The 15276-nt window shown below is 40.0% G+C and carries 6 protein-coding genes; 3 read left to right on the forward strand and 3 right to left on the reverse strand.

What is annotated here, in order from left to right; translation table 11 throughout:
* Window positions 1–3 precede the first annotated feature (3 nt).
* The 3 genes from ABDZ97_RS07775 to ABDZ97_RS07785 all read left to right on the forward strand — a co-directional run bounded on the left by ABDZ97_RS07775 (window position 4) and on the right by ABDZ97_RS07785 (window position 12449).
* Complete coding sequence (locus tag ABDZ97_RS07775; RefSeq protein ID WP_343786224.1) at window positions 4–4608, forward strand: hypothetical protein; 4605 nt, start codon at window positions 4–6, stop codon at window positions 4606–4608.
* Between the two features lie 5 nt (window positions 4609–4613).
* Complete coding sequence (plsY, locus tag ABDZ97_RS07780; protein ID WP_343786226.1) at window positions 4614–5228, forward strand: glycerol-3-phosphate 1-O-acyltransferase PlsY; 615 nt, start codon at window positions 4614–4616, stop codon at window positions 5226–5228.
* Between the two features lie 108 nt (window positions 5229–5336).
* Window positions 5337–12449 carry a hypothetical protein gene (locus ABDZ97_RS07785; protein ID WP_343786228.1) on the forward strand — a complete coding sequence of 2371 codons (7113 nt, stop codon included), beginning with the start codon at window positions 5337–5339 and terminating at the stop codon, window positions 12447–12449.
* Window positions 12450–12494: 45 nt separating this feature from the next.
* Here ABDZ97_RS07785 and dnaB read toward each other — a convergent pair whose 3' ends face one another.
* The 3 genes from dnaB to ABDZ97_RS07800 form a co-directional block, all read right to left on the reverse strand.
* Window positions 12495–14075 carry a replicative DNA helicase gene (gene dnaB, locus ABDZ97_RS07790; RefSeq protein WP_343786230.1) on the reverse strand — a complete coding sequence of 527 codons (1581 nt, stop codon included), beginning with the start codon at window positions 14073–14075 and terminating at the stop codon, window positions 12495–12497.
* A gap of 69 nt (window positions 14076–14144) precedes the next feature.
* Window positions 14145–14885 carry a TerC family protein gene (locus ABDZ97_RS07795; RefSeq protein ID WP_343786232.1) on the reverse strand — a complete coding sequence of 247 codons (741 nt, stop codon included), beginning with the start codon at window positions 14883–14885 and terminating at the stop codon, window positions 14145–14147.
* Window positions 14886–14911: 26 nt separating this feature from the next.
* Window positions 14912–15226: an HPF/RaiA family ribosome-associated protein gene (locus ABDZ97_RS07800; RefSeq protein ID WP_343786234.1), complete on the reverse strand. Its 315-nt coding sequence runs from the start codon at window positions 15224–15226 to the stop codon at window positions 14912–14914.
* Window positions 15227–15276 lie beyond the last annotated feature (50 nt).

Raw genomic sequence — 15276 nt, forward strand, 5'->3', positions numbered from 1 at the left:
GTTATGAAAAAAATTAGCATTTTATTCTTACTCCTTTCTTTAACCACCTCACAGTTATTCGGTCAGTCTTTTTCGAACAATCGTGAAAAGTTTGTCAAGGAACTCGCTAAATTTTTAGCTACGCATGACCCGCAACTTTCCCGTGATTTCATGAAGGACTTTGAACCGATGATTCTTGGCGGGGAATTGTCCGATAATTACTTCAGCCAGATGGTTACTACTTGTAACACAATGGAAACAAAACGATTCAAAGCGTACCCGGAATTTTATAATTATACATTTTCCATTTATTCCTTTGTAAAGACCGAACAGCCTGCTGCCAGTTACAAAGCCTGGCACGAATCCGTTGATAAAATGCTCGATAGTCGAAATGTCTCCCGTTTTAAAGATTTTATCGGAGCATCGGCCAATTTCTTTTCCAATGGAGTCCTGAACGAAACCCGAAATTATCAATGGAAAATCAGAGGTGGTAATTATACTTTCGTCTACGAAAAAGACGGACCTGAAATCCACTTTACAGACGCTACTCTTGCTTGTTATATTATCAATAATGACAACAGAACTAACGACAAAGTTCCTTTTAAGGACAGTGCTGTTATCTATCAGACAACTGGTGCTTATGAAGTATTGAAAGAAAGATGGAACGGTACCGGGGGGAAAGTTACCTGGGAAAAAGTAGGGTTGTCACCTGAGGAAACCTACGCAACCCTTAACGGGTATCGAATCTCTTTGAAAACTACCAATTACAACTGTGATACAGTAACCTTAAAAACGCCCTATTTTTCTCAACCGATCCAGGGAACACTATCGGAACGAACCATGAATTTTGCTCGGGAAATAGACAAAGTTTATCCACAATTTAACTCGTTTGAGAAAAGATTGAAAATAAAAAACATTATGCCTGAAGTAGACTACGAAGGCGGTTTCTCTCTCAAAGGATCTTCGTTTGTTGGTGTCGGTACACAATCCGAAAAAGCATCCATGATTTTCTATCGGAATGGTTCTCCATTTCTGAAAACCAGTAGTCAGGAAGTCTATATTGATGATAAATCAATGATCGCCAACAATGCGTCTATCAAAATTCAGACAGGTCTTAAGGACAGTGTTTTTCATCCGGGAGTAAATGTTACTTTTTTCAGAGATCGTGATGCAGTGGAAATGAACCGGGGAAAAACGGGGATTTCAATGGCTCCATTCATAATGAGTTATCATAAACTGGAAGCATACGTCGACCGGATTATCTGGGAGAGAAAAGGAACTGACCTTATCTTTAAATGGAGTGAAGGAATATCTCAGGAACAACGTATTTCTCGTTACGAATCACTCGCTTATTACAATGGAGAACTCTATGACAAACTTCAGGGAAATGTGTCTGCACATCCACTAGTCGCTTTAAATCGTTACACGTACAAGTACGATGAGTATATTTTGCCGGAAGGAAAAGCAGCCTCTGCACTTGGTAAAACAATTGAACAAGTAAAACCACTTTTGCTTGAGCTTGCCAATTACGGCTTCCTTTCGTATGACATTGATGGAGGAATTGTTACTGTACTGCCCAAAACGGAACAATTTGTAAAAGCTAAAGCTTCGAAAATCGACTATGACAACATTATTTTTGTTTCAGATATGCGTCCTAAAAGTCTGGACGGATACAGCAGCGAAGAGATCGAACGTGATCCGTTCCTGAAACAAATGAAAGAAAAGTATGAAAAAGAAAATTATGCCCGTAAACTGATGCAGGAATTCGGTCGTTTAAATTTGGGAACTCTGGATTTGAATTTACAAGCAATAAACAGGGTCAATATATCTGACCTTCAAAACACGCAGGTATTCCCGGAAGATGATAAAGTGACCATCAAAGAGAACCGTAATTTCCTGTTTAAAGGTTGGGTAAATGCAGGAAGATGGGAAGTACATCTTAACGACGGTGCATTTGACTATACGAATAACAAAATCAATATTTTTGAATCGGACATGGCGTATATGCGTGTACGTCCCCTTCAGGAATCGGATGGAAACAGACCTATCCGTACTTTTTCCAGTATAACGGGAATAAAAGGAGAAATTCTAGTTGACAATCCGGAAAACCGCTCCGGAATGAAAACCGAAGAATTTACCGACTATCCGAAGTTGATTTCCAAAGCGCCCTCTAAAGTATTCTACAATGATCGAAAAATCCACCGGGGCGCTTATGACAGCTTACGTTTTTACTTCACGCTAGACCCTTTTGAATTCGATTCATTAGACAATTTTGTCGAAAAAGCAGCACGATTTAAAGGAGAAATGACATCCGGGGGTATTTTCCCCAAGTTCCGCGAAGATCTAAAAATAATGCCCGACTACTCTTTAGGGTTTGTTCAGCAGGTGCCGGAAAAAGGATATGATTTTTATGGTACGGGATCCCGTTATAAAAACAAAATTGTACTTAGTAATAATGGATTACAGGGAAGTGGGGAAATTGAATATGTTACCTCTTTATCTGTTTCCAAAGCATTTACATTCATGCCCGACTCCACCATCGGGTATGCCCTTTTCACCAATAAAGGACAGGAAACGGGTGTACAAACTCCTGACATTTCAGGAGAAGATGTCCTGATAACCTATGTTCCAAAAGGAAACGTATTAAAGGCGCGAACGACCCAAAAACCTATGCTTTTCTTCGAAAAAGAAGCAAACTTCAACGGGATCGCTTATGTTCGCCCTTCCGGTGTAAAAGGTCGGGGAGCATTTGACTTTAAATCCGCAAATCTCAATTCAACCAACTTCTCATTCAAACGTTGGGATATTGATGCTGATACATCCGCTTTCAAACTTTCAGATCAGGAAGAAGGACTTCACCCGGATGATGCGCTTGCGTTTAAAACGGATAACGTGCAATGTCACGTTAGTTTTAAAGACAGAAAAGGAGAATTCAAGTCCAATGCCGGTGAATCGAAAGTAGAGTTCCCTATCAACCAGTATGTCTGTCACATGGACATGTTCAACTGGTTTATGGATAGTGATGAAATGGAATTGTACAAAGAGAAAGATTCACGAATCGATATTAATACCGACCTGGATTTAGCCGGATCGAACTTCTTCTCTACTCACAAAGACCAGGATTCACTCAACTTCCTTGCTCCCAAAGCCCGTTTTGAGATGAAGTCAAAAACCATTTTCTGTGAAAAAGTAGATCATATTGATATCGCCGATGCACGTATTTTCCCGGATAGTATGAAGGTCGTTATCCGGAAAAAGGCAAAACTGGATGATTTTGAGAACTCGCGCATTGTAGCAAACTACATCACAAAATACCATCAGATTGTAAATGCCACGACTTCTATCACAGCTCGTCGTGCCTATACAGCGAAAGGAGATTATCCTTACTATGATATTGATAGTAACCTCTTCCTGATTCCGATCAGTAAAGTATATTTGGACACTTCTTATCAAACCATTGCAGAAGGAAAAATAGCTGAGACAGCAGAATTCAAGCTAAGTCCTGAATTCTATTTCTATGGAAATGTACGCATGAATGCTGCTGATCCTGAAATGCTTTTTGAAGGAGCTACAAAAATTGAGCACAACTGCGATGCTTTTGCGAAAAACTGGATGAGTTTCAAAGCACGTCTGAATCCGAAGAATATTCAAATCCCGGTTACCGAAGATATGAAGTCTCTCGAAGGCGAATCACTCTCAGCCGGAATTGTCTGGCATTTCTCTCAGGATATTGACAGCACAGAACTCTACCCTACTTTCCTCTCTTCCCTTAGAAACAAAGAGGATAAGAAAGTCTTGACAGCAACAGGTTTATTGCAGTATAACAGAGACAGTAAAGAATTCCAGATTGCATCACCTGAAAAATTATTGAATATCGGTGAAATCGGAAACTATGTCTCTCTCCATACGGGAACCTGCTCGATGAACGGAGATGGAAATGTAGACCTGGGACTGGACTTTTCCGAAGTAAAAGTTGATGCTGTAGGAACGATGAACTATAATCAACAAAAGGGAGAAACGACAGCCAATCTTACAATCCGTATCCGTATGGAAGTAGATAAGAGTATTTTTGAGAAGACCGCAGAATCCATTCTTGCTATGCCGGAACTCAAACCAATGAATTTTGATTTGTCTACTCTTGAATCAGCAACAGCAAACTGGGCAGACGTCAAAACAGCTGATAAATTAAAATCCGATTATACATTAAAGGGAGAAGTTAAAAAGATGCCTTCCGAACTTGAATCTACATTCATTATCTCAGGAGTTAAACTTAGATCCATCTCAAGAGATCAGGAATTCAGGGGGCTTGTTTCTTCTCAAAATGAAGCGGCTTTAGTTAGTATTTACGGAGAACCTGTTATGAAAGCAATGCCGGTTCAGGCAGCTTTCTACAAGACTCCTACCGGAGATCGCTTTGGTTTAAATATTGAAGTTCCCGGAGGAAAACTATATTATTACAATTACGAAGTACGCAAGAAAGAAGGTAAACTATTGATTTACTCTTCTGACAAAGAGTTTGAAGAACAAATTACAACGATTAAACCGGAAAAACGTAAGTCAAAGAACTTTGAATACGATGTTACCGGAAATCCAACGTACCAAAGTTCATTTAAACGATTAATGGAGTAATAACTATGGAGTTTATCATCTTCGGAATAATTGCTTACCTACTCGGTTCAGTTCCAACTGCCGTGTGGGTAGGCAAAGTTTTTTACGGGACGGATGTCAGAGAACATGGCAGTAAAAATGCCGGGGCAACCAATACATTCCGTGTACTGGGAAAAAAACCGGGTAGCATTGTTTTGGCAGTTGATATTCTAAAAGGAGTTCTCGCTGTAAGTGTCCCCGTCTTTTTTTCTTCCGATGGTGTAGAACAAACTACAAACTATCAACTGGTCGCTGCACTTTCTGCCGTTCTGGGACATGTATTCCCCTTATTTGCCGGATTTAAAGGAGGGAAAGGTGTTGCTACCTCACTGGGAGTAATTATTGGTATACACCCCCCTGCCGCAGCAATATGCCTGGGAGTATTTCTGATTACTTTTATCCTTTCGAAATACGTATCTCTCGGAGCTATTCTGGCTGCCCTCTGTTTTCCACTGGCACTGGAATTTATTTTCAAAAACAATTTTATCTGGTTACGTGCCTTTTCCGTTTTACTGGCGTTAGCGGTTATTATTACGCATCACAAAAACATCGGAAGACTGCTCAAAGGCAATGAAAATAAAATGAACCTTTTCCGAAAATAATCGTACCATTTCAATAGAAATTGATTCTTAGGCTCAATTTTTGAAGTAACTTAGTGCAAATTAAGTATTTTATCCGTCTTACTTAAAGTAAAAACGGACGCAATTAATGTGCTAAAACGATGTCAACCATATAAAAAATTCACCTTATGGGTAATAGTTCTGCTGTTATCTCAATTCGCATTTTCCCAGACAGAAGATGAACTAAAAGAGAAGGCTGATGCGTTCTTTGCAAAAGAGGAATTTGTTGAGGCTACTCCCCTATACCTAAGATTACTCTCCTTAAAACCCAGGGATCATAATTACAATTACAGATACGGAACCTGTCTTCTTTTTAACTCGGACAGAAAACAGGACGCCTTCAAATACCTCAATTACGCCGTAAAAGGTGAAGCTGTTGAACAAGAAGCTTTTTATTACCTCGGAAAGGCTTTCCATCTGACCTTCGAATTTAATAAAGCCATCGAATTTTATAAAAGATATAAAGAAGTAGCAGGAAGCAGAGCTGCTATGCATCTGGATGTCGACAGGCAGATCGAGATGGCTCAGAACGGGAAAAAATTGTTAAGCAGGCTCAGCGAGCTGATTATTGAAAGTCGGAGATTAACTGCATTTCAGGATTTTTTCCGGCTTTATGACTTATCCAACATCGGGGGAACCCTGTTGGTTACGGAAGAATTTCAAACCAAACAGGATAAAAAGAACAATCATACACCTTTAATCCATTTTCCGGCCAACCCAACACAAATTTACTATTCCAGCTATGGGGAGGATGGAAAACACGGAAAGGATATTTATGTCCGCCGAAAACTTCCGGACGGTTCCTGGGGTCTTCCACAAAAAGTACGGGGAGGCGTCAATACCAATTATGATGAAGATTTTCCATACATGCACCCGAACGGTCGCTTTCTATACTTCTCATCAAAAGGACATAATAGTATGGGGGGATATGATGTTTTTCGTGCTCCCTATTTTCCTGATGATGATAGTTTTGGTGATGCAGAAAATATGGATTTTGCCATATCTTCTCCAGACGATGATCTTTTTTACGTTATTGACTCTCTGGATAAAAATGCTTTTTTTGCCTCGGCACGCCAAAGTCAGGATGGTAAAATTCACGTCTACAAAATGCGGGTACAGCGCTCCCCTGACCAGATGGTTATTCTCAAAGGACAATTTGCATCAGCGATCAATCCGGAGAATAAATCCGCTTCGATTCAGGTCAGAGATGTCGCCAGCGGAAGAAAAATTGGTTCGTACACATCTAATAAAACGGATGGTGGATATATAGTAACACTTCCCAAAGGAGGTCGTTACGAATACATCATACAAGTGGAAGGCGAACCCGATCAGCATACAGCTGAATTTCAGGCTCCTTTTATGACCGAACTAAAGCCTTTAAAACAGAGTATTGTCGAATACGAAGAAAATGGAGACGCTCTGGTTCGTGTAGATAATCTTTTTGATGAAGAGATTGAAGATGCGGCTTCTATCGTTGCTGAGATTCTTAAAAATAAAGCCCAACTGAAGCCCAACAGCGATGCTTTCGATCTGGATGCCTTAGATAAACTGGAAGACGAGAAGAAACTATTATCCCAGCTAAACCTGGATCGGTATAATTCAACAGAACTGAAAGATATTGCTCAGGAAGATGTCGAACGTCTCGAATTGGAGGCCAAAGAGATTGATCAGGAGTTAAATAAACTACTTATGGTTGCGGAACAGGCGTTACAACAAGCTGCAACTTCTGATTCACTGGCAGACCTGTTGCTACAACAAGCTGCAACCTCTGAAAACCTGACCAAAGGTGAAACGCTTATCGAACAGGCAATTGCCGAGAAAAATACAGTTCAGCGGGAAATCAGGAAAGCGGAACAAGCCATGATTGTTTATGAGGAAATGCGCAAAGAGCAAAAATTCAATGAGCAGTACCTCAATCAATCAAAAGAAGTCGCAGACGTACTTTCTGATGTAAGCTCTGACAATCTGAAAGATAAAGTTAATCAGCTTGCCCGCAATAACGGAGAATACATTAAAAAGCACTTCAACACATCCAATAAACAGTCTGCTGCACAACTACTTTACAGTAAAACGGAAGAGAAAAGCGGAATTTCAGAAGCAAATCAACTCCGCAACGAAGTACAAAAGTTAGAAGAGACCATTCGAAAAAGAAACGAAGAAATCCAAACCCTTGAAAAAACAAAAGAATTTTCGAAGAAAAAGGATATCGAAATTATTGACCGCGAAATTGATCGTCTCCAAACAGATAATCGTGCGGATGAAGAACTTATTTCTTCCAAACAGCGGGAGATAGCAAAAGAAAGCACAAAAGAAAATGAACTGATTGCAAAAAAATCGGCTATTGATAAAACCCGGGATATTACTGATAGTGAAATTTCCAATACAATCTCTCACGATCAGATCAGTAATCGTATCGTTGCATCTTCACACCTCGCTGACCAGGAAAGAATAGATTCTTTTGTAGAAACCACGACAACCGTTCAATCGGAACTCAAACAGCGTATTGAGCAATCTGCTAATAGCTCAGAAAATATAACAACCAACACCGAAACAAAAACGACTCCTACAACCAATAACTCGACAACGACTAATTCAACCACACAGGAAAATAACTCTGATCTTTCTTCTCAATCCCCTACCAGTAAGCAGGTTGCTGCTATCAACCCACGCTTAATGGAACAAGAGAATAATCTTATTTCTTCTGACAAAACACCAGAAGAAAAAGCCAAAGAACGTCTTGCTATTGAAAAGCAATGGGTTTTTGAACTTTCAAAAGAGATCAATCGTAAAGAGACAGAACGTCAAAATAGCTCTTCCGCTGAACAACAAAAAGCTATAACGGCAGAAATAACGCAACTTAAAGAAGAATTAGCAGCTAAAAAACAGTATATAGAAGAACTGAAACCTATTGGCGATCCTCCGGGTGAAGAAGAAGTTATTGCTGAGGCTGTTATTGCAACTATTGCTCCTGATTATACGAGTAAAAATTCAACTTCCGAAAAAATCAATAATGTCCCCAGAAAACTTAAATCCCTGAATGAAAATGATAGGGACTTAGTGAAAAAACTGGAAGAGCATTTGCAATCACTTGATAATACATCCTCAGAAGAGGTTGTTACACAGAAAAAAGTACTGGAAGAAAAAATAAGTGAGTTAGAGCAATCCATTAAAGATCGGGAAAATATGCTCGTACTACTTGGTGAAGCAGAGCCCGAAGTATCTGCTAATGAACCGGAAAATAACTCCAGCGAATTAATCCCTTTCGGTGGTTCGGAAACCCTGAAAGAACGCTACACAAATATTTCTTCTCGATCAGATGCTTCTATGCGTGAGTCGATTGTCCAGCGAGAACATTTTATTCAGGAAGCAGAAGAATTAGCTCAGAATCTTGCATCAGAAATTCAAAACGATCCCGCTAACCAACAGTTACAAAATGAGCTGCAAGGGCTTCAACAAACGATTGCGAATGTAGAAACTGAAATCAAGAAACTCCACGAAACGGAACAACAAGAATCTTTTGCTGCCCGCGAGAAAAAAATCAGTCAACTCAGCACCGAGATCCAAACACTTTCTGATAACTTCAGCCGACTGTCAGAAAGTAGTACTACAGAAAAGGAACTGGACCAACAAATTGAAGAGCGAACTATTCTTTTAAACAAAGTTCGGAAACTACTCACAGTAATTGACAACGAATTGCGTGATGAACCGGAAAACAGCCGCATCCTTGCAAAGCGAAATGAAGTAACCGCTTTACAAGCTGACCTGGAAGAAGAGATTAAAACGCTCAACAAAGCAAAAGTAGCGGCTTATCAAACGGAAACTCAGGTATCGCAACAAACTACTGTTCCAGTTTCGGATGCCTACAGCACTGAAATTGCCAGTACCAGAGAGGAGTTAGAGCGCATGAGTAATTCAGCGACGATTGAACAACGTCTTCAAAAAGAAAAAGAACTGGTTTCTCTTCTGGAAAAAGCACTTGACGAAAATACGTCAAACATTACCAAACACCCGGATAACGAACAGCTTCTGCAACAAAAATCAACTCTTTCAGACTTACACGCTCAAATTGAGGCACGCATTCGTGAACATGAAAATCAACTTGCTATATCAACCGACACAAGTACTCCGTCCAATAATCAGGAAGGAACTACAGACAAAAGAGTAGTTGAACTTCAGCAGAGAATACAGCAAATTGAAAGTACGCAAAACCCTGAGGATACAAATCTTTTGCTCAGTACAAAAAAAGAACTGCTGGCTGCTATTGATGAAGCCATTGAAAGAGCAGAAAAAAAACGCAGTAATGAAGTTGAAAACAGCTCCCTTCAGGAAGAAATCAGCAGGTTAACAACACTGAAAAACAAAACGGAGAATGAAGTCAATGAGCTGGAACAGATACGCCAGTCTGAAAATCTAACTGCCGGTACGCCAGAAAACTTTAGTGCGGATCTGTCAAGAAATCAGGCTGGTGTAGCCGATTTATTTGAAACTTCCGATTCAGATCCTTCTGAAAATCAATTAATAAACAGAAAGAGTCGTCTGGAAGACTACCTTGAAACTCTACAAGAGAAAAAACAAAAGATCAATGATCCCGTTCAGCAAGACAATATCCAAAAAGAAATTACAACTACTGAAACGCAATTAAAAACGATTGACCGATTGCTTTCTGAAATGCAGGTTACTTATCAGCCCAACACAACAAACGTATCAGTAAATCCTGAAATTCGAAACAATCAGGAAAAAGTGGCAACTTCCCGTGCAGAAATAACCTCACTTACTACACAACTTGAACAGTCTGCTACAAACAAAGAAAGAAAGCAACTGGTTAAACAACTTGAAAAAGCAGAAAAGAAGAACCTTGAACTGGAGCAGGAACTACTTTTCAGCCAGAAAGAGGAATTGGCTTCAACCTCCCGGGAATTATCAGAAAACGAGTCATCCGACGCAGTGGTAAATGCCTCGTCTGTTTTATTGGATATAAAAACAAGAGAAACGCTACAGGATATTGAACAAGTGAAAAATTCTTCTTCTAAAAAAGAAAAAACATCGCTGGTTAAACACACTATTGAGCAACGTGATCAGTTAGAAGAACTTCAACAACAGCAACAAACACGCATAAACGAAACCGAGATAGAACAAACATTGTTTACAAACGAAGAACGTCAGAACCTATATGGTACGGAAGAGGAAGAATACCTCCTTCTTCAATTGAAAGAAGAACAAAAACGAATTCAACTGGAGTTATTTCACCTGAAAAAAGAATTCGATACGGCTTCTAAAAAACGAAGACCAAGTATTGAAGTTGAAATCGGTAATATGACTGCCGAATACGATCGTCTAACAGAGGAAATTACAAAACTGGAAGAAACGATCGGTAAAAACCAATCCGTTCACTCAAAACCACCAACGCTTCTCGACAATTTGACCGTTTCTTCTGCTGAAACAACTGCTCAACAAGAAGACAAAGAAATAATACGTATTGCTCAGAAAAAAGGATTCAGAGAATTAAGCAATGATATCAATACACTTCAATTACTCGAGCGTCGACGGGAAAATCTGATTCTCGAATTAGCAGGACTAAAAAGCCAACTCTCCGAAGTCATTCAGCAAGCCGCTCAATCAGTTGACGATTCAGAGAAAGAACAACTGTTGGCAAAAGGTAAGCTCCTTTCCAAAAAAGCAAATGACGCCAATGATCAATTGATAACGACCATTCAGGAAATTGAAGAACTTAACCGGAGAATAGAAGAAAATCCCCTTCTGATCAACGAAGAAAAGGACGTACTTATTTCGATGGCATTAGAAGGTATTCAGCCCATTCGTTTACGACCGGTCGAAAAAGTCTATGTCGGGTTAAATTATAATTCAGGTAACAGCGTCTACAGTCCTTCCAACCCCATTCCGATAAATCCTGAAATGCCGGGCGGACTCGTATACAAAGTACAGGTGGGTGCCTTTTCCAAACCGGTTCCGGAAGATACTTTCAAAGAATTTAATCCGGTTACCGGAGAACAAATCAATAAAGGACTAATTCGTTATACAGTAGGTATTTTCCCTTCCAAAGGAGAAGCTTATCTCGCTCAAAACCGTGTCAGAAGTCTGGGATACTCAGACGCTTTTGTCGTAGCCTATTGTAACGGTGAACGTATGACTGTAGCTCAGGCAGATCTTCTGATTAAAGAAGGAAAGTGCACCCCTTCTGTAAATACGGACAACACCGAAGGAGAAGAATTGCTGGCAATCCATGTAACTGAAAGTTCATCAACTTCTGCTTCTCCCCGCATAAAGAGCACCTATCACCTGGCTCCTGACGCTGCTGTAGCAGATGCAGTAGAGGACGTAAAAGGACTGTTCTTCACTGTACAGGTAGGCGTATACAATTATCCGATCCCCTCATCAAAATTGTACAATATCACGCCTCTCAACACAAATTTATCCGATAAGGGGCAAATCCGCTATTCAACCGGAAAATTTGATGACATCCCCTCTGCCGTCAACCGACGTAATGAAATTCGAAAAATTGGAATCTCGGATGCATTCGTTACTGCTTATTATAATGGGGCGCGAATTACAATTTCAGAAGCGAAAAAGTTGATCGATGAAAGCGGAGAGTCAATTTTGTACAGTAATACGGTACAACAGGAAGTGGATACGGAAGAAGGAGAAACAACTATAGTACGGAAGCCACAAGAAGACAATCGTAAAAAACTTAATCCTTCATTCATCCGAAAAACAGGTATTTCTAAAGAAACCTATACATACTATCCATCCAGAGAATTGGATGTACTTCGAAAATCCGGAATCTGGGCGTATTACGACCAACAGTCTCAGCGAATTAAAACGATTCCTTCTTCCGGTTCAGATGCATCATTAAAAAGCTTCACATCTCAATCCATTAATCTGGAAGAAAAAACGACTTATAAAGGATTTATTGTTGACGAGGAAAACGGACTCTTCTATGAATCCTTGAATGATGTAAATCCGGAAAAGAGTTATCACTCCCTCAGAATAACCTGGGAAGGTGAAGCTACACAGTTACTGGGGACTTTCCTTACTAAAAATACGTATACGATACTGGAATGGGATCCGGATGAGAAGACAATTGTTTTCGGTCCCATGGACTTTAGCACCAAAGAAGAGTTGAAAAAAGAACTCAAAATGGTTCCTTTGATCACAACCGAAGAAAAATTACTGGATTGGGAATAAATAAATCCCTCAGATAAAAGTAAGATTAAAAAATTCTCTCCCTACTTAAAATGGGGTATCTTCCAGATCGTTTGTATTCAGATTGAAGTCATCATCATCGTCCAGTGAGTCCATCCTACTTTTTACTGTGTAGGTATTTACCGGAGGGGTATTGTCTTCTTCAAACCCTCTGTTTGGCGACAAAGTAGGATTGTATTGCGCCATCGGATCATCTGTAAAATCATCCAGGTTCGCGAACTTAACGAGATGCTTCACAAACTTCAGGTTTACCGTATCCAAAGATCCGTGACGGTTTTTAGCGATAATAATATCTCCCCTGTCCTGTGTCGGCATACCATTTTCGTCTTCCATCAATCCATAATACTCCGGACGATAGATAAATGTAACGATATCCGCATCCTGCTCAATCGCTCCGGATTCACGAAGGTCAGAAAGCATAGGCTTCTTATCTCCCCCTCTGGTTTCTACCGAACGGCTCAACTGGGACAGAGCTATGATTGGCACATTAATTTCTTTTGCAATCTCTTTAATCGATCGTGAAATCGTCGAAATTTCCTGTTCCCGGTTTCCTTTACCGGAACCTCCTGCCGTCATCAACTGGAGGTAGTCAATGATGACCAGTTGAATATCATGCTGGCGTTTCAGACGACGACATTTTGCTCGTAAATCAAAAATAGAAAGTGCAGGCGTGTCATCTATAAACAGGGGTGCTTTGGATAATTTACCAATTCGTTCGTGCAGTTGTTTAAACTCATGATCCGCCAGATTCCCTTTTCTGAGCTTCTCTGAGGAGATACCGGTTTCGGAAGAAATAAGACGGTTTACCAACTGTACAGATGCCATCTCCAGCGAAAACACGGCTACTCCCATATTATAATCTACAGAAGTGTTTCGCGCCATCGATAGGACGAATGCCGTTTTACCCATACCGGGACGGGCAGCCAAAACAATCATATCTGATTTTTGCCAACCGGAGGTGATACGATCCAGATCTTTGAATCCGGTCGGAACCCCGCTGACACCATCATTATTTTTAGCTGCCTCTTCTATCTGAAGAATCGCCTGTTTCAAAACATCATCCAGACGATCATAGTTTTTCTTTATATTTCCTTCCGCAATCTGGAAAAGGTCTCCTTCGACTTTATTCAACAGTTCAAAAACATCTGTTGTATCATCGTATGCCATTTTCAAGGATTCGGAACACAGACGAATGACCTCACGTTGAATATATTTCTGTGCAATAATCCGTGCATGGTATTCAACGTGTGCTGAGGATACGACACGATTGGTTAGATTAGACACATAGAATGCTCCGCCAACCATTTCCAACTCTCCTTTTTTTCTGAGATTATTAGTTACCGTCAGAATATCGATGGGTTCGGATGCTCCGAACAAGTCCTGAATAGCACGATAGATTTTTTTATGCGCCTCTTTATAGAAACTATCCGGACCAAGAATATCAATTACATCATTGACAGCATCATTCTCCAGCATCATTGCTCCTAACACCGCTTCCTCAAGGTCCAAAGCCTGAGGAGGCATTTTCCCTATTTCGGTAAGCAGGTTATTAACCGGAGCTTTAGCCCGTAATCTGTCATTGGTTGTTCTTTCCTGCGGATTATCCATAACGCAAATATAGACAAAGTGAATGCCTCTGAGAAATCCTGACTGCTAAATATTTTTAAACAGATGAACTCATGCTGCTGTTCCTTTTTTCTTTTTCTCCTGGTTTTTTCGCATCCGGATATTAAGGAACTCAACCAGCAATGCATAAACCATGGCGAAATAGATATATCCTTTTGGAACTTCTTCTCCATATCCTTCCAAAACCAACATGAGACCAATGGTTAAAAGAAAAGCCAGTGCAATCATTTTTATTGTCGGTCGCTCGTTGATAAAGTCGGAAATTGCTTTGGCAAATAAAATCATCACAATCATAGCTATAATAACTGCCAGAATCATAATAACCAATTCATCGACAATTCCTACTGCGGTAAGTATCGAGTCAAAAGAGAACACGACATCAATCAGGATAATTTGTAAAATAACACCCCGAACAGATGCTTTGGTCGTTTGTTCAACCTCTTCATCAACGCCTGATACTTTAGAATGAATTTCCGTTACACTTTTATACATCAGGAACAGACCACCGAGAATAAGAATAATATCTCTCCAGCTGTATCCATTTCCAAAAAGAACAAATACATCACTTTTCAACGAGACAATCCACCCGATTCCCAACAACAATAAAATACGGGTCACTAACGTAAGTAGCAACCCCGTATTTCTTGTTTTACGCTGTTCTTCTTTTCTGACCTTTGCCGCCAGAATACTGATAAAAATAATATTATCTACTCCCAGAACAATTTCCAGCAAAGTCAGTGTCAGAAGAGCAATCCAACCATCCAAGGTTAGTAGCGCATGAAAAAATTCCATTATTGTTTGCTAATCAGAAATTCTAATTAATGCGCTCTGGCTTTATCCACAGCTTTATCAATGGTACCCAGTGCCTTTTTCAACCCGTTGTTAATTGCCTGTTCCATTTCATCTTCCCTTGAAGTAACGGTAATCGGATTCATCCCTCTCAACCGAACTTCAATACGGCACTGCTGATCTCCTTTTCCGGGTTTATCCCCATTCTGATCCGAAAGATGCACCTCTACCCGTGTAATCATTTCATCAAAACGCTTGAAAACCTCGTTTACACGAGAAGACACATACGCCTCCATTCGCTGGTGGCCATTAACGGTGTTATTGGTGTTAAATAATACTTGCATATCTGTAGCTTTTAATGTTTTTTGAAAGCTACTAAATTCAGTGAATAAAA

It is taken from the genome of Wandonia haliotis (assembly GCF_039523435.1).
GTDB lineage: Bacteria > Bacteroidota > Bacteroidia > Flavobacteriales_D > Crocinitomicaceae > Wandonia > Wandonia haliotis.

Coding starts and splice junctions, on each gene's coding strand:
- plsY (WP_343786226.1), top strand. CDS start 4,614: ATGGAGTTTATCATCTTCGGAATAATTGCTTACCTACTCGGTTCAGTT.
- ABDZ97_RS07775 (WP_343786224.1), top strand. CDS start 4: ATGAAAAAAATTAGCATTTTATTCTTACTCCTTTCTTTAACCACCTCA.
- ABDZ97_RS07795 (WP_343786232.1), bottom strand. CDS start 14,885: ATGGAATTTTTTCATGCGCTACTAACCTTGGATGGTTGGATTGCTCTT.
- dnaB (WP_343786230.1), bottom strand. CDS start 14,075: ATGGATAATCCGCAGGAAAGAACAACCAATGACAGATTACGGGCTAAA.
- ABDZ97_RS07800 (WP_343786234.1), bottom strand. CDS start 15,226: ATGCAAGTATTATTTAACACCAATAACACCGTTAATGGCCACCAGCGA.